Source organism: Paraliomyxa miuraensis (assembly GCF_026337845.1).
GTDB classification, from domain to species: Bacteria; Myxococcota_A; Polyangia; order Nannocystales; family Nannocystaceae; genus Paraliomyxa; species Paraliomyxa miuraensis.
The window spans coordinates 1-22,245 of record NZ_JAOVZF010000129.1 but is presented as its reverse complement, the minus strand read 5'-3'; the positions used below and the strand labels follow the sequence as shown (position 1 = coordinate 22,245).

At 68.8% G+C, this 22,245-nt stretch carries 11 protein-coding genes; 2 read left to right on the top strand and 9 right to left on the bottom strand.

Features of this window, described 5'->3' with window-relative positions; genetic code table 11:
- Positions 1-61: 61 nt before the first annotated feature.
- From OEB96_RS03220 to OEB96_RS03180, 9 genes are all read right to left on the bottom strand, one after another.
- Complete coding sequence (locus tag OEB96_RS03220) at positions 62-7,321, bottom strand: SpvB/TcaC N-terminal domain-containing protein (RefSeq protein ID WP_266213938.1); 7,260 nt, start codon at positions 7,319-7,321, stop codon at positions 62-64.
- A 4-nt stretch (positions 7,322-7,325) separates the two neighbouring features.
- Positions 7,326-16,643: a Tc toxin subunit A-related protein gene (locus tag OEB96_RS03215; RefSeq protein WP_266213937.1), complete on the bottom strand. Its 9,318-nt coding sequence runs from the start codon at positions 16,641-16,643 to the stop codon at positions 7,326-7,328.
- Between the two features lie 466 nt (positions 16,644-17,109).
- On the bottom strand, positions 17,110-17,466 hold the full coding sequence (locus OEB96_RS03210) for a hypothetical protein (protein ID WP_266213936.1): 357 nt from the start codon (positions 17,464-17,466) through the stop codon (positions 17,110-17,112).
- Positions 17,467-17,591: 125 nt separating this feature from the next.
- Positions 17,592-18,218 (bottom strand): JAB domain-containing protein, encoded by a 627-nt coding sequence (locus OEB96_RS03205; RefSeq protein WP_266213935.1) that lies wholly within the window; start codon positions 18,216-18,218, stop codon positions 17,592-17,594.
- Between the two features lie 329 nt (positions 18,219-18,547).
- Positions 18,548-19,228 carry a hypothetical protein gene (locus OEB96_RS03200; RefSeq protein ID WP_266213934.1) on the bottom strand — a complete coding sequence of 227 codons (681 nt, stop codon included), beginning with the start codon at positions 19,226-19,228 and terminating at the stop codon, positions 18,548-18,550.
- Positions 19,225-19,803: a hypothetical protein gene (locus OEB96_RS03195; RefSeq protein WP_266213933.1), complete on the bottom strand. Its 579-nt coding sequence runs from the start codon at positions 19,801-19,803 to the stop codon at positions 19,225-19,227. Before OEB96_RS03195 ends, OEB96_RS03200 begins: the two co-directional genes overlap by 4 nt.
- Complete coding sequence (locus OEB96_RS03190) at positions 19,800-20,207, bottom strand: hypothetical protein (protein ID WP_266213932.1); 408 nt, start codon at positions 20,205-20,207, stop codon at positions 19,800-19,802. Before OEB96_RS03190 ends, OEB96_RS03195 begins: the two co-directional genes overlap by 4 nt.
- Positions 20,204-20,416: a hypothetical protein gene (locus OEB96_RS03185; RefSeq protein WP_266213931.1), complete on the bottom strand. Its 213-nt coding sequence runs from the start codon at positions 20,414-20,416 to the stop codon at positions 20,204-20,206. The genes OEB96_RS03190 and OEB96_RS03185 overlap by 4 nt, the downstream gene beginning before the upstream one ends.
- Positions 20,406-21,038 (bottom strand): hypothetical protein, encoded by a 633-nt coding sequence (locus OEB96_RS03180; RefSeq protein WP_266213930.1) that lies wholly within the window; start codon positions 21,036-21,038, stop codon positions 20,406-20,408. The genes OEB96_RS03185 and OEB96_RS03180 overlap by 11 nt, the downstream gene beginning before the upstream one ends.
- Before the next feature lie 181 nt (positions 21,039-21,219).
- Here OEB96_RS03180 and OEB96_RS03175 point away from each other — a divergent pair, with 181 nt between their 5' ends.
- Both OEB96_RS03175 and OEB96_RS03170 read left to right on the top strand, forming a co-directional pair.
- Complete coding sequence (locus tag OEB96_RS03175; RefSeq protein ID WP_266213929.1) at positions 21,220-21,462, top strand: helix-turn-helix domain-containing protein; 243 nt, start codon at positions 21,220-21,222, stop codon at positions 21,460-21,462.
- A gap of 283 nt (positions 21,463-21,745) precedes the next feature.
- Complete coding sequence (locus OEB96_RS03170; protein WP_266213928.1) at positions 21,746-21,904, top strand: hypothetical protein; 159 nt, start codon at positions 21,746-21,748, stop codon at positions 21,902-21,904.
- Positions 21,905-22,245 lie beyond the last annotated feature (341 nt).

Genomic DNA, 22,245 nt, shown 5'->3' with positions numbered 1-22,245 from the left:
CGGTTGCCCAGGGGACTCTTGAGGAAGTGAGTGGGATGATGTCTATGTCGACGCTCATGAGTTACCTCCTTATGATTCCGCTGACGCCGACTTCCACGATTCCGTCCAGGCACTCGAAGATGAGGCGAGAGAACACACCTTCGCTTGGCATGTTCTTGATGGGACCCCTGTCAATGAACGAGACCATTTCATTTGCGGTGACCTGTACCCGGGCATGAAGGATTGCGGCGCCGTCGTGCCCTGCTGCACGAACCTGAGCGGCGTTTCTGTTGATCCGCTTGAGGATGTTTCGGGTCGCGCCTGTCCCGCTGAAATCCTTCAGCGACACTGGAATCCTCTTGGACGTGCCAGCTGGCGTGAAGAATCCTTCGATGCCTCGGCTGAAGTTTCCAAGGAACTTGAACCTGCCGCCTCCCTCTGCCGCCCCAAATCGGATCGCTTGCGCTGTCTCGTGCGCTGCATCCGCGGCCCCTTCGATTATCATTACGGGTCCGGCTGGACGTGTTCTTACCTGAGGCGTCGGTGCTGTCGGCCGCAGAAGCAGATTCGGAGATGGTGTAAGGACTAGCGCCTGGAAACGCCAATCCGAGTAGATCTGCACGCCAGCTTCGCCGATCTCGCGAGTTCCTGTCTCAACCTGACGGCGTGCTTCCTTGAGCATCTCCGTGAATATCGGCGAATTTTCGATGTTGATCTCCCCCGGGATGATGCGCCTTGAACCGTCATCGATTACGTATGCCGACTCGACCTCTGGTTCGACCACGTCCCCGGGGGTGACGCCGAACGCTACTGTCCCCGGCGTGAGTCTTGGTCTCGGTTGCGTCCTGATGTCTGATGTGAAGACGGTTAGCGACGCCCCATCCTGGTATTCGATGGTGGCTTCTTGGTCTTCACCATAATAGGTGATGCTGGAGATGCCGTTGTCGAAATATGTCGGATGAGACCTAATCTCTGTGTCGCTCTTGTTGGCCACATCGTGCGGGGTGAGCTCCGGTGCCGGTTCCGTGAATTCCCCGCTGGGATCCCCAAAACCGACCGGGTTGTTGCGCACGTATCTGAACCGGTTCGCCCCATCGCCCAGGCCGATCGGGTCGGCTGCTGTCCAGCGGCCGAGCCATCTCGCGTAAAAACGAGCGCTGTGGTAACCGAGGCCGGTTTCCTCGTCGCGCTCCTTGCCCGTGTAGCGGTAGCGGCTGGGGCTGACCTCGATGGCCGAGTTGACCGCGCGGTAGACCGTGGTGCCGTAGGGGTGGAATTCCTCGTAGGAAATGAGCTGCCCGGTCTCGTCGAGCTCGAGGCCGACGGTGCCGAGGTGGTTGCCGTACTGGTAGCGCGAGATGTTCGCGGGGTTGGCGAAGGGCAGGGCGTCGTCGATGGTCTTGGTCTCGACCAGGCATACGCGACCCGCGTCGTCGCCGACGTGGAGGGTCTGTCGCTCGAGCCGGAGCTCGGCGCCAACGTGCTCGCGGTACAGCTCGAAGCCGCCGAGGTAGATGCGCTCCCAGGTGGAGGTTCCAGCTAGATTGACGCGGATCTTGCGGACGCGCTGGCCTGCGGCATCGTAGGTGAAGTGCACCGTGCCGCCACCGCCGAGGTCGGCGGACTGCATGCGGTCGGCCCAGTCCCAGTCGATCGCGGCCAGGTGGGGCATCGCGGTCATGCTGCCGTGGGCGTCGTGGGCGTAGGTGTGGCTGTAGACGCCGGGAGCATCGCCGGGGGCGCTGGTGGCCAGCAGGCGATTGCCGCTCAAGGCGGGGTCGTAGCCGTAGTGTCGTGTCCAGCTGCCGCCCACGGCAGCGTGCTGCATCTGCAGGATGTTGCCGACGGCGTCGTAGAGGTATTGCTCGGTGTAGGCCCGCAGGCCCGTGGGGTCTTCGGGGGCAGCACGCGAGACGAAGTCGTCGGCCGTGGGCTGGCCTTGGCTCTCATGCTCGCGGCCTTCGGCGTGCACCAGGCGATACAGCGCGTCGTACTCGAAGCGCTGGTCGGCGTTGATGGCCGCGTTGCTCGTGAACACCACCGGCTGTGCGAGGTCGCGGATCTCGGTGATGTTGCCGACGGGGTCGAATGTGTAGCGGAGGTCCTGGTGGGGGTGACCGTCGGCCGTGCGCTCGGTTCGAAGCTGGGTGAGCCGGAAGGTCAGCGGGTCGTAGGCGTAGGCGGTCTGGGTGCCGTTGCCGTACAAGACGAGGGTTCGCTGGCCGCGGGCGTTGTAGCGAAGGTCGGTGACGAAGCTCGTCTGGGCGAGGTCGCCGCGAACGTTGGCGGCGACGGTCTCGAGGTGGCCGGCGTCGCCGTAGCCGAGGTGGAGCACCGAGGCGTCGGGCGTGGTCTTCGTGACCGGGCGGCCCATGGCGTCGAAGCTGGCCTCGGTCGAGAAGGTCTCGGCCTCCAGCGTCCCGGTGGTCGCAGCGTTCATCGCAGCGGGATCCTCCAGGTCGTCGATAGCCGCCCAGTCCGGCGTGATGTCGTAGGCCGCAGCCAAGCGTCGTGACTGTCGCACGAGGTTGCCGTCGACGTCGAACGCCTCGTGCTCGAGCAGACCGGCGCCGTCGTAGATCCGGAAGACCTGACCGCGGAGGTTGCTCGCGGTGGGTGTCGGGGCCGCCTCGCCGTAGACGGTGCGGGTGGCGGTGAAGGTCGCGCCATCGGGCCGGGTGACGAAGGTGTGTGTGGGCCGTCGGGCCGCGTCGTAGCGGTGGCGTGTAGAGAAGCCGCGGCTGGCGTTGGCGTGAAGCGGTGCCCCGAGCACGTCCGTCAACGCCCAGCGCTCGCCGACCTCGATCGAGGTGGTGTGCAGCACTTGCCCGAGCATGCCGTAGGTGCGTTGTTCGGCGAGGGTGCCGTTGGCGTCGGTGATCCGCAGGACGTTGCCCTGCACGTCGAGCTGGGCCCGGGTCTGGTAGTAGAGGTCGACTCCACCGGCGTCACGTTCGTGCTCGATGGCGAGGAACGCCCGACCAAGGTGGTCGAGATGGGTGACGGTGGGCGTCCCGGCGTGTGCCTCGGTCAAGAGCGCCGCACGGCGCTGCGGGTCGCCGACCGGTAGCGAGACCCGCTCGGCGTGCCAGGCCGAGCCGAGCACGTCGTCGTTGGGGTCGAAGCTGCGCTGCTCCCAGGCCGAGAACTCGACGTGAGACGCGGTCCCGTTGGGCAGCTCGGTGCTGACGAGTCGCCCGAGCGGATCGTAGTGCAGCACGGGCGTCACGCCGTGCTCGACGATCTCCGCCTCGGCCTCGAAGGCCGAGGTCGTCGAGAAGAATGGCTCGTACTGCCGCACGGGCAGGCCCTTGTTGTTGCGGATCGTGCGGCCGTTGCCGACCCAGCGCTCGACCGGGTCGGGCAGCACCTCGTCGTAGACCTCGGTGCCGGCCTGGGCTTTGACCTTGGCCATCACAGTCTGCCCACGACCGTCGGCGTAGGCGTAGGTCTCCAGCCACCGGCCCGGGTCGGCGCCGTGGTGCTCGCGGGTCTGCGTGCGCATCCAGACCGGCGTGCCATGGTCGTGCCAGGCCCAAAGGTCGTACTCGAGCAGTGAGGTGGGCTCGAGCAAGGAGTCCATGTCCGTGTCGCCGAGCTTGCCGAGCGCGGCGGTGCGCTGCAGCTGTCCCAGGCCGTCGTAGCCAGCTGCGACCCGATTGCCGTTGGGGTCGGTGAGGAGCGACGGCGAGAGCACGCGGTAGTCGTGCTCGGCCTGGACGCTGTTGCCCACGGGGTCGGTGACCTGCGTGACCATCAGCGCATCGGTGTCGTAGGCGACTGATGTCTGGTTGCCGAAGGGGTCGAGCGCGGCGATGGGCAGGTAGAACTGCGCGGGGTCGAAGACCTGCCGCGGGCTGCGAGTCCACCACAGGCCGTCGTCGAGCACGTAGCCGCCGTCGTCTTGCAGGAGGTTGGCGTCGACCATCGCACCGAACACCGCGGTCACCTGCGTGGCCGTGAACGCAGCGGCCCGCGACTCGTACGGCAGTGCCCTTGCCCCGGGCTGCCCGAGCGGAGCGGGACCCGTGAGGTCGTCGGCGTAGTAGAAGGAGCGCTGGACCGACAGCGTGCGCCGCACCTCGTCGGTGGGCAGCACCTCCGCCTCGAACGCCACCACGGGAGCAGCATCGAGCTTGGCCGCCAGCTCCTGCCATGACCACGGCTGCAAGGGGTCGGCGGCCTGGTGGGTGAGCTCGAAGCTGCGCGCCTCGACCGGGACGCCCAACCGGTATGGCCCGCCCGCGGCGGTCTGGTTGACCACTTCGGCCTCGCTGGACACGACCGATGTCTGACCCTGCTCGGCGTGGGTAGGGACTCGCCGTGGGTAGCCGACGGCGACCGAGCGCAGCACGTTGCCGAAGGCATCGACGTCGAGGGTGGCGCTCTGCTGAAGGCGCGGGTCGTCCACCACGCGCTCGTAGTGGTAGGTCAGCACCTCACGCTCGTGCACGAAGAACACCGCATGGCGCTGCCCGGCTCGCGGCTGCTCGAGCCGCACCGCGAAGCTGCGCTCGCCCACCGAGTAGGGGACCCCAGCCTGCGGCGTGTCGTCCTCTACGAACACCTCTTGCCGCAGCACGGTGCCCTTGAGCGCTCGCACGGCCTCGCGCGCCTCCTCGGGCTTCAAACCCGGCGGCAGCGTGGTATCCGGCAGCTGTACCGCATCGGGATCCCCCGCCCAGTACTCCTCGGCGAGCTGCGTGGAGATCCGCTCACGCCCCAGGTACGCCCCGGTGTGGAACCACGTCTTGGTGAGCACGGGCGCCACGTCGAGCGAGTGCGCGGGCCCGGCCTCGAACGCCTCGGCGTCGCGCTGCTCGACGAGCCCGAAGCCCCGAAACTCTCGCTCGGCCCCGTCGAAGTAGCCGTGGTGGTAGGCGTAGCTGGTCACCATGCGGTGGCCGGTCACGTGCTCGATGACCTCGACCTGCTCGACGACCTGCACGGGGAACGGAAGCCGCGTCACCCACGGTCGCCCTGCGGCGCGGTCCTCCAGGTAGAACCTGGTTGATGGCGCGTATGAGAGCCGCGTCTCGAGGCCACGCCCGTTGGTCATGCTGGAGAGGAGATAGGGCTTGGTCTGCAGCAGCGGCACGTACCGCAGCCGAAACTCCCGGTCGCCCGGAGCCGACGACGACCACACCAAACACCCCGTGCCGCGGCCTTCGAGGTCGAGCACGTCGACGTGTGCGAGGGCATGCACGGCGGGCACGCTCTTGATCCGCACGGGTGGCTGGAAGCGATTGCCCGCGCCGTTCAGCCACACGCGCGCCCCGTCGCGATCGAAGTAGACCAGATCTGCGGTCCCGCTGCCGTCGATGTCCGCGAGCCGCACCCGGTCGGCGCGCATGAGGTTCTCGGCCTCGAAGCCCGAGAGCCCGCCCATGACCACGCGCGCCCCGAAGCGGCCGTAGCCGAGGTTGGGCCAGTAGGCCACTTGGCCATTGGCCACGCGGACGACGTCGGCGAGGCCATCGCCGGTCATGTCCGCCAACGCCACGAGCACCTGCGGGTCGCGGTGGACGATCTGCGGCGCCTTGGCCTCGTCGCGAGGCTTGGTCACGCGCACGGGCTTGCCGTAGCCCGTGCGACCCTTGCTCGGCCACCACAGCAGGGCATCCCCGTGGTCGACGAGCAGGTCGGCCAGGCCGTCGCCGGTGAGGTCGGCCGACTCGAGCGTACGCACGTCGAGGCCCGAAGGTACCGACGAGAACGCCCGAAACTCGCCCCAGCCGCCGTCCTGCGTGCGCTCCACCGTGCCGGACGCCATGCCGCCGAGCGTCACCACCGAGAGCATCCCGTTGCCGTCGAGGTCGAGAAGCTGCGCCGCGGCCGAGCCGGCGGTGGTGGGCACCTTCGGCAGCGTCACCGCGCGCCCAAACCGGCCACCGCCCTCCGAGCGCTTGTATCGCCACGTGCCGCCGCGCGACACGAGCAACCCCGGGACGCCTTCGGCGTCGAAGTCGAGCAGCCGCACCGCCGAGCCATCGAGCCCACCCGCCACGTCGCGCAGACTCTCGGCGTCCACCTGCTTCGACTTCTTCTGTAGCTCCGCTGACGTGTACTCGAGGCGCACGGGTGGCGTGGCCTCGGCGCGATAGGTCCCGTCGCCTTGCAGCACGTAGCCGCGGTGGTTGACCGCCCGCAGGAGCGTGACCACCTCGGACGCATCGTGCTCGAGGTCGGTCGACGCCACCAGCACGGGGCCCGCCCCGAGTTGGGCGAAGCGATGGAACATCAGCACACGCCGACACAGTCGCCGCGTACGCAGCTCGAACCCCGGTCGACACGTCGAGAGCGGATCGAGCCGCGCCGTCCAGGGCCGATCGGGCGCGTAGGGCACGACCAGCCCCTCGGTCATCGCCTCGGCCGAGCTCGGCACGACCTCGCCGTGGTCGCCGTAGTCGAAGACCACCTCGAACATCCACTGGTCGTCGTCGACCACCTCGCCCAGCGCCACCGGCACGCGGTTGCCGTAGCGGATCCTCTTGATGTACCGCTGCGGCTGCTCGCCGGCCGCCCGCGACTCCTCCCACGGCGCGCGCGTCTTCACGCCGGCGAGATCCTCGCCGACGTACTCGTACACGCTGACGTTGCCGCGGTCGTCCTCGACGCGGTCGAGCAACCATCGAAACACCTGCCGCGGATACCCCGGTCGGGCCACCCGACTGTCGGTGCTCCGCCCGAAGTACGAGGTCACGTTGTTGCGGTCGGTGACCCGCCAGTGGCTGCTGCCGTCGCTCGAGCTCACCCAGCGCTCGATCCTCGCGAAGTCCGTCTCGATCCGCGGCCGGTACCGGTGCACGCGGTGGCCGTCCTGCTCGAGCACGACCTGCTCCCAGCCCTCGGCGCTCTCGACCATCGCGGGCACGAGGTCCTCGGCCCCCGAGAGCACGAAGACGTCGGACTCCTCGGCATCGAGGTACTGCGGCAGCCCGCGGTCGGTCTTGCGCGACACCGATGGTGGCGACAGCGACCACCCCAGCCCGAACGCTCCGCTACCGCTGCCCGAGTCGTAGCCCAGCGAGAGCCCCGGACCGAACCCACCGCGCCCCGGCGAGGTCACCACCGGGATCGACAGCGAGCCCGTCCCGGTGAACGCAGCCATCTGGAACTGCTCGCCGAGCCCCCGCATCGCTCCTCCGCCCTTGGGCAGCGCCAGCGTGGGCACGGCATCGCCCAGCGGTCCGCGGTTGCCACCCTCGCCTTGGTCCGCCTTCGCGCCCTGTCCCACGCCGTCGGTGGTGGTGCGTCCGAAGCCTAGCGCCCCCGATGGAGCCCCGGCCGGGCGCCTTCCTTCGTTCTCGCCCTCGGGCTTGCGACCGAATGGTGCAGGCATGGCCTCAGTCTCCCTCCGTGTAGCGCACCACGACGATCAGATCCTCGAGCGTGGTCGGTGCCCCTACGTCTCCGGCGTCGATCTCGAAGGCCCACGAGCCGAACGCATCGGCGGTCCCGGCCGGTGGTGTGCTCACCACGATCGGCCCGGCCACGAGCACACCCGTGAGTGCCAGGTGGGGATTGAGCATGCCTCCCTGCTGCGAGCCCCCCGGGGCCGTGACGGTGATACCGGTGCCACCATCGACACTGCCCCCGGCCAGCACCACGAACACGTCCTTGATCCTCAACGTGCTGCCGCTGAGCGGATGCGGGTAGTGCTCCGACGCAAGCGACAGCTCCGCCCGATGCGGCTGCCCCTCCTCGGGCTCCACGAACGACGCCCACGCCTCGGGGAATCGCGAGCGGACGCTCCACGCCCACATGCGTCCGTCGCCGTAGTCCTCCGAGCCCAGGCCCATCGTGTCGAGCCGCCCGCGCAGGGCCGCTCCGCCTGCGCCGAGCACCTGCGAGGCAAAGGCCGCCCCACCCTCGCGCGCCGTGTACTGGAGCTCGAGCACGACATCGGAGATCGCCCCGTAGTCGAAGCTGCGCAGCTCCTTGGGCAGGTCGATCCTCCAGTCGCTGACGGCCCCCTTGCCCTCGAACGGCAGATACCGCTCGTCGCGGAGGTTGGCCTCGAACAGCCCGGCGTCCGAGAGCCCGGTGCTCAAGGCGATGCTCTGTGTGGCCCCGCCGGCCTCCACCACGGGCTGTTCTGGATCGGCGTAGCTCGTCGCCGACGTGCGCACCTGACTGCGCGTCAGCGTCAGCGTTGCGGGGAGCGAGTCGAAGGGCCCGGTATTGCCGATCACCGACAGCCGTACCGACCGCAGCCGCCGCATGTAGTGGCTCGGATGATCGAGCTCGAACAGCGCCTCGGGCACGTTGAGGTAGCACGAACCATCCTGCCGGAGCTGGAGAAGCGCGAAGGGATCGAGCCGCGAAAGCGACACCTTCTTGGTCAGCTCGTACTCCCGCCGGTTGTTGGCGAGGTACGAGGTCTCCATCCTCCGCAGGTCGTGCAGCAGTCGCTCGCCGGCGAGCAGCCCCTTGCGGCGGTTGTCCCAGTAGCCGAACTCGATGAAGCTCGCGTCCCCGATGCCGAGCTCGTGTCGATAGCAGCGCTGCGCCTGCTTGGCGATCTCGAACGCGAGCTGGTAGCCCTGGAAGTAGCTGCGCGACAGCTCCGAGCCGAGCCAGCGGTACAGCTCGGCGTTGGTGTAGCGCTCGCGCAAGTAGGCATCGACGGCCTTGGCATTGGCGAGCTGGGCATCGTGGTCGGACAGCTCGCGCTTGGCGATCGCGACCCTGAGCTGCGCGCCCACGAGGTCCTGCTCGAGCCGAACGATCTCCTTGTTGGCCTGGTCCCGCTGGAGCTCCCAGTCCTGCTTGCGCCGCTCGTACCCCGCCTGGATGCCCGAGATGTTGGCCGACGCCTGGCTCTGGCCGGCGTTGCTATGTGCGACCATAGCACCGTAGCGGAAGAGGCCCGCGAATTGCTCGGTGCCAAATGCCAGGGTCGAATGCACACCGTTGCCGCTGAAGCCAAAGCTGAACGCTGGGATGATCATCAAGGTGGACGCGATCTTCTCCAGCGCCGTCGCATTCTGCGTCTGCGCCTTGGCCAGCTCGAGCTTCGAGAGCTGATTGGTCTCCTTGGGTAGGTCCTCGTTCTTCAGGAGTTGGTCGTAGTGGTCCTTGCGGTGCTGTGCGACGTCGATCGCCCGCTCGATGCTCCGCACCGCCTCCTGTGCCTCCCCGATCCTCTGCTCCCGCACTTGCCGGAGTGTGGCCAGGAGCTTGGCCTCCTGAGCCGCTCGCAGCTCGGCGAGTTCTTCGGCATCGGCGTTGCGTAGCGCATCCGCTACGGCCGACCCAAAGCCCCGCACCTCGGCCGCGAGCTCCTTGGCCAGCCCGAGCATGGTGGAGAAGCGGTAGTGCGGCAGCATGGCTCCGACGTCGCTGAGCGCGGTCGACAGGTCCACCCCCGAGGCTGCGGCCCGAGCCAATAGCCCCGGGTCGATGGGCGGGTCGAACAGCGGAAGCTGCCGCGCGACGCCCTCGATGTTGAGGCAGTGCCGCAGCTTGAACAGGCGATCCTCGACGAGATCCCAGTAGCGCAGGAACGCGTCGTTGTGAGGTACGCAGAAGTACAGTCGCGGTGTCGGATCCTCGGGCGTGGTGGGCGCGACATACCTGGTTCCGATGAGCTGCAACAGCCCGACGATGGACGTGTTGGGCAGGTCGAGCTCCTCGACGCTCACCTTCACCGCGCCTTGCGGGGGCGTGATGTCGAACCCTGTTACCGCGAGCTTGGTGCTCTTCGCGCCCCCCTTGTCGGTCCACCCCGCAGTAGGGATAGCGTTCTCGGCCTGGGCCAGGAAATTGGAGAACTCGTCGATCGAGCCCTGCACGTTGGCGTAGGTCATCGCCTGGGCCTCTTGGGCGGGCAGCACCGTGGGTCGTGGCCCCAATAGCTGGGCCGCGAGCACGTAGAGCTGCAGCGCCTCGTTGTTCGACTCGATGGTGTCCTGCCGGAACAGGTGGTCGCCCCACTGCACGAGGTTGTCGAGGTAGCGCATCAGCACCCAGCGCTGGTAGGCCGAGTGCCGCAACCGCGCCAGTGCATGCGGCCGAAACGGGTTCTTGCGCCACTGCGCGATCTCGTCGCGGGTCTCGGTGCACAGCTTGTTCTTGGCCGCGTCGTCCCCCTCGTAGTGCAGCGATTCGAGCTGCTCGGCCACGTCGCTGCGCTCGGCTTCGAACAGCGGCTTGACCTTCCAGTAGCGCGATGGCGTGGGCGTGGTGCCACCCTCGGTGGGATTGAACACGAAGTGCATCCACCGCTGGGCCTCGGCGAACTTCCTGTCCTCGCAAAGGCGCAGCGCGACGTACATCGGGACGTGGAAGAACAGCTCCCAGTTGTAGACCGAGTAGGCGCCGCCGAACTCGAACTCGAGCTCGTCGACGATCGAGCCGCTGGAGATCGCCGGCTTGGGCTCGTAGAGGGCATTCCAATTGTGCCGGACGAGCTGGCGAGCCATGCCCGCACCGTCGCCGGTTTCGGGCGGCTCATAGATTCCCTCGACGCCGTGACGTCGGATGAGCGACAGCAGCCGGTCCGCGAACGGGTGGCTGAAGGCCGACAGCTCGAACGACCAGCTCTCGAAGTTGGACAGACCACCGCCCTTGGTGGCCGGCACGGATCCGTGGAGCTGGCCGTGGGCTCCTGCGCTGCTCCACGCTGCGCCGGCCTCCGCATCCAGCAACGAGCCCGAAGGGGCGCCCAGTGCCGGGAGCACGGCACCGTGGGAGATCTTGCTCAGCCCCTCGAGCGAGGGCGCATCGTCGTCGGACGGAGCTCCCGTCAGGTCGTTCCCCAGCCCGGAGTCTCGCGGAACCACGAAGAACGACCGCACTCGATCCTGGAACACGAACGGCGACTGCGACGCGAAGCCCGGGTACTGCTGCGAGGTCGCCACCGTGAAGCGGAAGGGGGCCCGAAAGAGCGCGACCGAGACGATGTCACCGGTCAGCTGCGAGCGTGCGGGGACCTCGAGATCGAAGGGCTCATCGCCCTTGGCGACGAATCCTCGCAGCCGCAGGTCCGTGTTCTTTGGAGCGAGGGGAGATCCAGGTTCGTAGCGTTGGCCTGCGGGGAGCGTCGATGTGCCGAGGTCGTCGCGGCTACCCCCCAAGTAGAAGCGCGGCGCATGGGCCACGTATGGATACACGGCCACATCATTGTTCGATGCGAGAGTCGTGAACGAAGGGGCGACCACCAGGACACCACCCTGCTCGGCCAGATACGTGCGGAAGAAGAAGCGGTCCGAGCTGGCGGCCTTCAGGTTGACCTTGGCAGGGCCATACGCGGGGTAGAAGATCTTCTGGTCGCTCGCGGTGTGGTCGGAGACCTTCACCTCTCCCCAGCGTCCCTCCTCGCGCACGCACCAGGACATGCGGATCTCGTAGTGCTTGCGGAGCGGAACTTCGGCGTTCGGTACGGAATCGGTCTCGGGCACCTTGCGCTCGAAGGTCGGCCACATCAGCATCAGCCGTCGTCGGAACACGGACGGGATCACCGATGTGGCCTCGATCCGCAGCGGCACCGACTCCCATGGCGTCCAGTAGGCGTCGTCGACCCGCATCCGGTAGAAGTACTGGTACGGCTTGGCCTTGGTCCGGGCGAACACGTGCAGCCGGTCCACCACGAGCGTGTCGCCGGGTCCGACCTCGCGCTCGTGGTAGATGCCCGCGACGTGGAGCTGGGCGATCCGGTCGAGCTGCTGGACGTACTCGGTCACGGCCGCCTCGGCTGAGGCCTCGGACAGCTCGCGCTCGAGCAGGGTGTTCTCGAACGCGGTGAACAGCTCGGTCTTGTCGTCGCGCAGCTCGGGTTCCAGCCAGTTCTCGGGCCACAGGAAGATCTTGCGGTTGGCCTCCCACACCCGGTAGCGCGACATCCACTGCCACTGCCCGCTCGCGCTGGCCGAGAGGTTCACGCCCGGCTCGAGGTGGAGCTGCACGCGCTGCACGAAGGTCTGCACGGCCGACAGGGCCTGCTTGATCCGCGAGGTCTTGGCGCAGGGGGAGACCTGCGTGTCGATGAGCAGGCGGCCGAAGAGGTCCTCGGGGGTCTTGGTGGTGGGGTCGTTGGCCAGCACGTAGGCGACCAGTGCGTCGCGCTGGCGCACGCGCAGGCGGTCGCGCAGGGGCTCGATCACCGCCGGCCAGCGCTGCGCCGGTACGCGGGCCTTGGCGGCGGCTTGCACGTCGCGAGCGGTTTCGGTGGTGGCGGTGGGCGTGGCCCAGGCGCAGGCGCGGGCGGCGGTCACCCCGAGGCGCCGGGCGAGCGTGAAGGCATCACCGAGCTGCCACAACACATCGACGGTGGGGGCCGCGAGGAGATCGATCCCACGCCGGTCGGCGACCTCGACGATCGAGGAGTCGATGTCGGGCAGTGCATCGTCCTCCCAGCCCGTGGCCTTGGCGAGCGCTGCGCGGAAGTCCGGGCCCGCTGCATCGATGGCCGCTCGCAGCGACGGAATGCCATCGGTGTGCTGCCGTGCGAAGGCGGCGAAACGCTGGAGCGCGAGCCACGGCTCGAGCAACTCCGAGGCGTCGGGCTCGGGCTCGATGACCAGAGCGGCCGGCGAGAGCACGCCGTGCGCTTGTGCGTGCTCGAGCAGCCAGCGCAGGTCGTCATCGCCGAAGCGAAGCTGGCCGACGAGCGCCGCAGCCTTGGCCAGCCAACGAACGGCCCCGCAGCAGGTCGTCTGCGCGGTCGCGAGCTGCTCGGGGAACGACGGCTCGGCGAGGAGCTCGGCTCCCGAGGTGAAGTCGATGGCATCGACGAAGGTCGAGGACGGGTCCACGAAGCACGACAGGCGAGGCGAGCCGGACTCGTCATCGAGCGCGAGGAGCATTCGGGTGGCGCCGGCGGAGAGCGCGAAGGCCTCGCCGAGCTTACGGACCACCACGCCCTCCATGAGCCGTTCGCGGAGGTGGGGGACCAGCGGGCCGAGCACGAGCGACGCGCGGTGGTCGAGGCTGCCAAGTGGGTCCTCCAAGCCGGCAGGCACGTTCTGCAGGAGCTCCCACGTGCTCTGGTCGAGCCACTGTTCGAACGCGACGGGGACCGACTCGTATGCACCAGGGGGCAGCGTTGGCACCACCTGCACCCTGTCGAGCAGGAGGGCGAGCTCGGTCGGCGAGTAGAGCCGCTCGAGCTGCTCGGCCAGCACGGCCAAGGCGGACCGCGAGGGATCGACGGCTGCACTCAGCTCGCTGCGCACCGCTTGCAGACCGCGGACGAGCTCGACCAAGAGCGCCGCGATCTCGGGCTCCGAGATGCCGGCCGGATTCGGTCCCTGGTGTCGCAGGAGCGCGTCCAGATCGAGGACCGATACACCCGATGCCGCGACCCGATCGGCGATCTGCACCAGATCCTCCACGGTCTCGAGCGCTCCAGCGCCGAGCGTCGTGAAGGGCACCACTCCCGACAGCTCCACCAGCGCGACGAGCTCGTCGATGCTCAGCTCGAGCGCCCGGGCGAGCGATGACCACCGATACAACCACGAGAGGTTCGCGATCGTCGTGTCGGTCCTCGCGGGGTCGAGCGCCAACAGCCGCGCCACCTCGTCCTCGGTCCGTGACAGCGCTGCGGCCAGGCGAGGCATGACCGAGGTCAGCGGAAGGGCCGGCTGACCGAGCGCCAGCGGCCCCGTCTCGCCTTGGGCGGTGGGCTCGACGTAGATGTCCTCGTACTGCGAGCGCGCGCCCGAGGCAGGTGCAACCACGGACAGGTCACCAAACCACGCCAGCAGCTCGGCCCGCGGCAACGACGATCCAAGACGCTCGTGCAGCGCGATGAAGCGGGCGATCGCGTGCAAGCACGTCCAGTCCAACGGATCGGGCTCTTCCGAGCCGAGCGCCGAGATCACGGCGTCGGTCTCGGCCATCGTCCACCCCAGGGCACGCTGCAGGCGAAGGAAGCGGTGGATCCTGCCCAGGCGGGTGTCGTCGAGGCCGTCGACCGTGGCACCGTCGAGCTGGCACGGCGTTGCGAAGGTGACCGCGAACTGTCCTCCGCTCGCATGGGTCGTGAAGGCCAGCGCTTGGAGCTCCTCGAAGTCGAGCTGCGTCCGCTCGAGGAAGGTCCGGACATCCCAGGACGAGGCCGGCCACTGTGCGAGGTCCATCCCCCACAGTGCATGCAGGGACTGTCCGACGTCCTGCCCTGCGACGACCTGCGCTGCGGTCTGCGTCAGCCCGAGCCGGGCCTGCATCACGGCGTCGTCGAGCGCGGATGAGGGGGCGCCGCAGGTCTGCAAGAGCTCGTGTCGCGGTACGCCCAGGTGCCCGAGGAATGCCTCGGTCTCCACCCGGGCCAGATCGAACGGCAGCGACCACGGGTACACGGCGGTGCGCAGCGCGTCGTAGGCCGCATCGATCCGGTGCTCGGGCTGCGCTCGCAGCTCCTGCGCCGAGCGAGTGGTCTGTGGCCACGACGCTGGGGCTCCGCCCACCACCTCGCGTTCGAGGATCTCGTTGACGAGATCGATCGTGGGCAGCGGCGTATTGGTGTTGGCGCAGTCGAGCAGCGTGTGCAGCAGATCGGGCCGCCGAGCCACCAGCACGTCGAACGGCGCCAGCGCGGGCAGGACTCCATCCTCGTCGGCGAGCGCGGGCCGTTGTTCGAGGAAGCGCAGCAGGTCCACCAGGTACGCCGCGGGGCTGAGCACCGAGCGGCAGTGCGAGCACGCGCAGTAGTCCAGCGGCCCGAGCAGCCCTTCGAGGTCCGGCGGCACCTCGTCACCGCTGGTCGGCACCTTGCCTCCACCTCCGGAGGGGAACGGGAGTGAGTTGTGCGAGGGCGCGTGCTTCATCAGCAACGTCGCCAGGGTGGCGCTCACGTGGTGCGCATTGTCGAAGACCACCTTGGCGATGCCCTCGCCCAGAACCCCGCCGTGGGTCTCCACGAAGGCCGAGGGGCCCATGGCGGCGATCTGTTGCGCGGAGTGGATCCCCGCATCCAGCAACGCGCCCGCCACCTGGTCGCGATCGAAGCGCGGCGCGACCATGAACAGGCGCTGCGCGGTGGAGAGCTCTTGCCGTAGGCTCTCCTCCTGCTCGGTGGTCAGCCCAGCCGGAGGGTTGTTGCGCAGGTACTGCCGCGCGTTGGTGGTACGGAAGTCCAGGGTGGGGTGCTCGGCCACATACGCGGAGGCGAGTGCCCAGCGACCGGACTTGGCCACGCGCTGCACGAGCGCGGTGGTGGGAAACGCCTCCTCTGCGGCGCGGGCCAGCGCGATCGCATACAGGCTCTCGCGCTCGTTCTGATCGGCACCTGGGTAGGTCGCCGGAGCCCCGGTTCCTGGCTCGCCCCCCGTACCGCTGACGATCGCCTGCCAGTCGGAGAGGCCGAGCGCGGCGAGATCGCGCGGCGAGGAGAGATCGCCCGCCTGCCGCCGTGACTCGAGCGCGGTCACCAGCGGCAGGTGATCGTTGGCCAGCGTTCCGGCGTAGAGCGTGAACCGAACCTGGTCGACCTCCGCTGGGGCGTGCGTGCTCGCGAAGTCCTGCCAGAACTCCGCCACGGTACCGGTGCGGCCCACGTAGCCCACCACGAAGCTCTCGCGCAGCGTGGTGGGCAGTCCACCCGCGGCCAACAGCTGTCCCAGCGGCGCGTCGTCGTCGTCCGCGGCGGCACGGGCTCCCACGGTGCTCGACATCTGCGTCACCACGACGTCGATGTCGGCCCATGCCGGCACCAGTTGTTGCTCCGCCGCGGCCAGCAGCTCGGAGCGGAGCGCCGCAGGCCGCAGCGCTCCGATCGCTGCCACGCTGACCGTCATGCCCCGCGCCCCCAGGGCGTAGATCGCCTCGACGGGTACGCCGGTGCTCTCGGCCAGTCGAGCCGCGCGCACGTAGAGCGCCACCTGCGACAGCGGCAGGCCGGTCTGGCATGCGATGAACTCGGCGTCGTCGTCGGTGAGCTCGCCCCATGTGAGCCCTTCGGTGCGGGCGGCCACGACCGGGCCGACCTTCTCGATCTCCGTGCGGGTGTCGGGCTCGCCCGGCAGGGTGAGGGTGAGCTCCAGCGTGCGCGGTGCAGGGCAGAAGCGCTCGCTCCTGACCAGCTCCTCCCAGCCGTTCTCTCCCTGCTCGAGCGCTCGCACCACGATCGCGAGCGTCTTGGCCTCCTCGCCGAGCAGCGGGAGCGGGTCGTAGCTCAGCCGAAACGAGCCATCCGAGCCGCTGTGGGTGCTGGTGATCACCACCTCGTCGCGCAGCCGGCGATGCAGCACTTCGATCCGAATGCCTGCGACCGGCTGTCCCGCAGCATCGTGGAGGACGCCGCTGACCTGGTGATCGCCTCGGAAGACCGCCGTCGTACTGCCCGACTGCGTGGTGTTGATCTTGACGTCGTACCCCTTGGCCATCCCGTCGAGGGTGACGGGCAGATCGAGCCGCCCCACCACTGCCGTGTTGACGTAGGCGACGATCGCCAGCCGGCGCGTTCGCGAGGCCAGCGGTCGCCCTGCCTCGCCGGGCTCCTCGTCCTTCCCGGAACGAAACAGACGCAGGGCCTGATCTGCCGACAGCGGCAGCGAGAAGCGCCCACTGGCGTCGGTGGTCGCCGAGACGAGCACCTTGGGCTGCGATTGCTGGTCGTCGACCACGTCGACCGCGACCAGTCGTACGCCTGGTCTGCGGGCCCCTACGGGGTCGTATACGGTGCCTTCGATGGTGAACAGGGATGCGGGATCGTTGGCCATGAGCGGTTCTCGAGCACGACTCGCCGATGTCGTCCTGCCACGTTCGTGCGCGCATTCGAGAGCACATCGAGCCCTCGCGAATGCGCGCGACGTGTCGACGACGTCGAGCGGTGAAGCGTTGGCGGAGTATGGGAGGGTGGATCGCGAGTGACCACCGAAAATCGACCCGCGACGTGAACAACCACATCGACTCCCGCCGCGGAACGTCGAGTGGCCAACCCGTTGGCCACTCGGTGTCCCACCGGTGGGCCAGGTGGCCAACCCGTTGGCCACCCCGCCGGTCAAGCGGGGACCGGCTACGCGAGGCTTGGCGCGCGCGCACGAGCGCCAGAGCTGACGCGCCCCGGGCGCGGCGGTTGGGAGCCCTCGGGTGGCCCGTTCGGGCCGTGGGAACGCACGGTGGAGGAGCGGACGCGGCGACGCCTGAACGATGCGGCCCCTCGGCCGTTCGCCTCGCACGACGAGCTCAGCGGTCGGAGCGGAACTCGTGGCCCATCACGCGCCGATAGTCCTCGGCCAGCGCGGCGCTCCGCTCGCGTAGTCGCTCCACGGCCGAGCTGGCGTCGGCGAGGAGGCGTTCGTGTTCCTCGGCGATTCGCAGCAGCTCACGGGCCTTCGCGTCGAGACTCGCGGTCTTCTTGGCGATCGCCTCGGCCTCGGTGCGCAGGCGCTGCATGGCAGGAGCAAGGGCGTCGGCCTCGTCGGCGTCGAGCTCGGCCAGCAGGGCATCGAGCTCGGCACGCTCGGTCGGCGAAAGTTCACCACGAGCCGCTCGCTCTCGAAGCGCCTGAAAGCGCGCTGCCTCGTCGTTGGACCACCGCATGGGCTCGAGCATGGCGGATGACGGGGGAGGATGCCAACGCGGCCGCGGGGCCGCAGGTGAGCCGAGCGGGCGCGAGTGGCCAGGGACGAGCCCGACGACGAAGGACCGCCGCGGTGGGGCAGCGCCTACCCCTCGTCCCCAGACAGGATCCCGTACTCCATGATCGACACCACGGTGTCGCGAGTCACGATCAGGTGATCGAGCACCGGGATCCCGACCGTGCGTCCCACCTCGGCCAGGTAATCCGTCGCAACGAGATCGGCATCGCTCGGCTCGGCTCCACCGTTGGGATGGTTGTGAACCAAGATCACCCCGTGCATGCCCGCTTGCATGAGCGGCCGGAACACCTCCCGAGGACGCACGTACGCGTAGGATCGTGAGCCCGTGGTCACCGTTCGTACGAGCCCGAGGCGCGAGCGATCGTCGAGCCCCAGCACCATGACCACCTCTTGGGGGGCGCTCCCGATCGACGCGCGGAGGAACGTGGCCACGTCATCGAGCCGTTCGATGGTTCGGCCATGGGGGATGGACAGCGCCACCAGCCGTCGTCCGAGCTCCAACGCAGCCGCGATCTTGGCGGCTCGTGTTGCCCCCACGCCGGGGATGCGGGCGAGTTGCCGCGGGTGGGTGTCGGCGAGCCCCAGGAGTCCTCCGACTGCCTGGAGCAGCGCGAGCGCTCGCTCCTTCGCCGTGGCGCCCCCCAGGATCAAGGCGAGCAAGTCGACGTCGTCGAGCTGATCCCTGCCGAGCATCTTCGAGCGCTGCCGCTCCCATCCTCCGTCATCCCTCGCTACAGGGATCGAACTCTCGTTGCTGGTCTGCGCCGCCAAGGGCTGCCCCGCGGTGGCGCCTTGCGGTCGTCCGCTGGGCAGTGGAGCGCCGCCCTCCGGCTCGATGGAAGCCCGGGACGGCCTCCCCAACGAGGCCGGCCCGGGCTCGGACGTATGTCCACGGATCGAGCGGGTACGTCGAGCACCCGACCCTCCCTCACCCCCCACCACGGGAGGCGAGCCCTGGTCGTTGGTCAACGGCGTTCCGAGAGGCCGCTTTGGTTGCCTGCGCTTCTCTGGCATGGGGGCACCTATGTCCAGGGCAGCCGGCGCAGCCGCTTCCGTATGTACGGAACTTCCAACATGTCGTCGGTCATCTGGTGGAGAGGGTGGTCCTCGTTGGGCTTGGCGATGACGGTGAGCTTGGTGCCTGGCATGGCCTTCCCCGTGCGGTTTCGAAAGCGCAGCGGCACGGAGCCATCGAGCTCGCTGACCTCGCCCACGACTGCGACCGCTCCGCTCGCCGTTCTCACGACGGCGCCGTGCCGTATGCCCATCGCGGACCATGCTGCGGCGTGATCGGGCGCGTCCTTGGGCTCGGAGGATCGTCGCTCGCGCCACGCGTCGACCACTGCGTCGCCGAGCGGCCACACGGCCACGTTGCGGGTGTGCCCGATCCATAGCCCCATCGCGATTCCCCACCGTCGAGCCTCCCGCGTTCGGGGCCAGGCGTGCCCGTTGTCGCTCATGTCCAGGAGCGCCTCGATCACCACGTCGGGTGCCTCGTGGCTGAGCGTCTGGGCGTGCTCCAAGATCTCGGCCGCCCACCGCGGCACGGGGACCGAGACCTTGGCGCACACGGCAGGGAGGCCCTGCACCACCTCCCATGCTTCGAATCCGAGCCGCAGCGCTCGCTCGTGGACCTTGCGGCGCTGCGGCGACATCTTCGGGAGGGAGAGGGAGCCGCGTCGGGGCTTGCGTCTCGTGCTCATGTCCTGCTCCCTTCGTCCTCGTGGTGAATGCTGGGTGGCAGGGCCCGGGGTGAGTCGTGGCCGACGCTCGGCGTCACGGCCCGGGGCTGGTGGTCGATGCCGGGGGGCATGACCCGAGACAAGGCGGCGGATGGGCGCCGGTGTGCTTCGAGCCGTGGGGTCGCCACGCCGAGCCGGGTTCGCCGCGGTGTCCCACCGAGCGCGCTCAGATGCGCCTCGATCGCCCTCACATGGCGCACGAACCAGACCGCGAACCCGAACGGCGTGGGCATGATCTGGACCGTTGGGCCCGCGCTCCCTTGCACGATGCACAGGCCCAGGGCTTCGCCCACGCTGGCCGCATCGCGGTCGCACTCGGAGGTCTTCCCGTGCGGCTCACCGCGCCCGAGCGCATCGAGCAGCGTACGCGGCACGGCTTGTCCGGTGGCGTCCGCGAACTCGCACAACGCTCGCACCCACTTGGGGCAACGCTTGCCGACCGTGGCGCATGTGGACGGGAACGCGAGCACGCTGAGCCACTCGTCGCAGGTCAGGGTCGACGCGCGCGCATGTACGCGGCGGGGGTCGGTGCTCATGCCTCGGCCCCCTTGCCCTCGTGGTCCATGCCCGGCGGCAGGGCCTCGAGTTCTCGCAAGTCATGCGCGAAGCGGACGGCGACCCCGAACGGGGTGGGAATGATCCAAACCTTCGGCCCCACGCGCTCGAGCACGAAACACAGGCCCTGAGCCTCGCCCAGGGTGGCCAGATCGCGATCACACTCGGCCGTCCTTCCTTCGAAGGAACCGCGGCCGAGCGCATCGATCAAGGCACGAGGCACGGCCCGTGCGGTCGCGTCCGCATACCGGTACAACGCCCACGCCCACGGCGGGCATGGATCACCCCGTGCGACACACGCGAGCGTGAAGGCAACCACGCTCAGCCAGTCGTCATAGGAGAGCCGCAACGCACGCTCGTGCACGGGGTTCGGCGCGACGCTCATTCCTCGTGCCCTCGTCGCTCGCCGGCCTTCAACCTCGCGAGGACATCGGCAGCGCGCTGGCCGTCGACCCCACCACGTCGTTGCACCTCGCTCGCAGCCAGCATTGCAGCCTCGACCCAGACCCCTCGTCGAGGCTCCCTTGCCGCGTGGGCCAGCGCCTCGAGCGTCTCGCAGAGATCCACGGTGATGGTTGGATGGTCAGCGCGCATGGTTGCCTCCGTCGTTGCCGCGGCTCTCGCCGCCTTCGCGGTCGATCGGACCGCCCAGCTCGACCAAGGTCGTGGTGAGGACTCGCAGCGCTTGGCGCTGGCTCGCGTGGATCGACGCCTCGCCCTCGATCTCGATCCGCACGAAGTCGCCAGTCATGTGCACTCGCACCGGTCTGCTCGCGGTGGCGATCGACGTCTCGGTCATGCCGCGCCCGAGCTCGGCGAGGGCATCGACGGCACGCGCCTCGCTGGCTCGTCGTCGTTGCTGCTGGGTCGACTTGCTCTTGGTGCCGTTGGCCATGTAGGCCGGCGGCTGGTAGGTGCCCGCGCGCTTCAAGGTCCTGCGGATCCACTGGCGCGACGTCTCCGCCCGCACGGCGGCTTGCGAGATGGAGCCGTGACGGACCACCGCGAAGTTGGCCGCGAAGCGGCGCCCCGCCTCGACCGCGTCGCGAACCGTCGGGACCCACGGGCCGGGCCGGTTCGAGGGGGTGCTGGTCCCCCTGGGCGGGGCGCACACCTCGAGGCCGGCGAGGCACCACTCTATCCATGCGTCGACGTCCACCAACGGAGCCGGCCCCAGCGGCGGGCCAGCGACGTTGGCCGCATCCTCGCCGTCCAAAGGGGGGAGCCCTACGAGGGAGCGCAGGAATTGAACGAGCTCGGTGGGTTGAAGCCGCCTCGTGATGGGCCGGCGTGATTCGGATCTAGCCATGTCCCAACTGTCCTCTACTGAGGACGAGTGAGCAAGGAATTTTGTCCTCTACTGAGGACGGAATATCGGGACGGCTACGATCGTCATCGTGACCCCCGACGAGGCCAGGCTGCGCGTTGCGACCCGGATCGAGGAGATCTGCGAGCGCAAGGGCATCTCGATCAACGACTTGGCCAAGCGCGCGCGGACTGCCCGGAGCTACCTCTACTCCGTTCTCGACGGCGCCAAGAGCCCGACCATCGATTGGCTGGCGAAGGTCGCGGATGCCCTCAACGTCGACATCGTCGAGCTGGTGAGAAAGCCACGGAAGCCGAAGACGCCTGCGCCGTGAGGCGTGGGCTGGGCGAAGCTCTACCGCGATCGCGCGGTGATGGCATTGCCGGCACCAGGTCGATGCGGTGGTCAGCGTGCGCGTCGGCCTGATGGTGTTGGTGGTCGACGTGGTACGACGCGTACCCGGTCCTGGCCACCTGCGAACCAGCAAGGCGAATGTGACGAACCACCCACGGCCGGGGTCCGCGTGGTGCGGGCCACGGTGGACGACTGCGAGCGGCTGGGCGACGTCATCTCCGCCGCGTAGGGTCTGACGCCTGCCCTTGCTTGCACGATGACCGATGAGGCTCGACGGGGCCATCGCCAGCGTCGCGGGAGACCTCGCCCATCGGCTGGTCTACGACGGCGAGACGCTCGTGGGCTCGTCGATGCTGCGGGTGCTACCGGGGGTTGGCTACCTCCCACGCTCGGGCGGGAGCGCGGGATCGATGCCGAGGTGATGTCGCTGGGCATGTTGGGGCTCGGCCGTGCGGCTGTGCTCGACGTCAGAGGTTTCCGTAGGCGCTGCGAGGGGCGAGGGAGCCGCGACTCCGACGCTCCCTGCGCACGTGATCTCGTGGAGCTGGGCGATCGCGCCGACGATCATGCGGGCGAGGGTCCGCCCGCACACCGAGTGCCGCTCGGGTCGTGGACCCGAGCCCGACGTCCGTTGCCCGTCGGATTCCAAGCGCTCGTCCTCGTGCCACTGCTGACAACAGCGGCGTACGAGGTCGCCCTGACCCGTCTTGCAGGCGCGCGATCGGGCCGGGACCTTCGTGTCCATGGAACGGGAAGACGAGCT

Excerpts from the sequence above, each read along its gene's own strand:
- OEB96_RS03185 (WP_266213931.1), bottom strand. The coding sequence starts at position 20,416 with ATGCGCGCTGACCATCCAACCATCACCGTGGATCTCTGCGAGACGCTC.
- OEB96_RS03170 (WP_266213928.1), top strand. The coding sequence starts at position 21,746 with ATGAGGCTCGACGGGGCCATCGCCAGCGTCGCGGGAGACCTCGCCCAT.
- OEB96_RS03195 (WP_266213933.1), bottom strand. The coding sequence starts at position 19,803 with ATGAGCACCGACCCCCGCCGCGTACATGCGCGCGCGTCGACCCTGACC.
- OEB96_RS03205 (WP_266213935.1), bottom strand. The coding sequence starts at position 18,218 with ATGCTCGGCAGGGATCAGCTCGACGACGTCGACTTGCTCGCCTTGATC.
- OEB96_RS03215 (WP_266213937.1), bottom strand. The coding sequence starts at position 16,643 with ATGGCCAACGATCCCGCATCCCTGTTCACCATCGAAGGCACCGTATAC.
- OEB96_RS03200 (WP_266213934.1), bottom strand. The coding sequence starts at position 19,228 with ATGAGCACGAGACGCAAGCCCCGACGCGGCTCCCTCTCCCTCCCGAAG.
- OEB96_RS03220 (WP_266213938.1), bottom strand. The coding sequence starts at position 7,321 with ATGCCTGCACCATTCGGTCGCAAGCCCGAGGGCGAGAACGAAGGAAGG.
- OEB96_RS03190 (WP_266213932.1), bottom strand. The coding sequence starts at position 20,207 with ATGAGCGTCGCGCCGAACCCCGTGCACGAGCGTGCGTTGCGGCTCTCC.
- OEB96_RS03210 (WP_266213936.1), bottom strand. The coding sequence starts at position 17,466 with ATGCGGTGGTCCAACGACGAGGCAGCGCGCTTTCAGGCGCTTCGAGAG.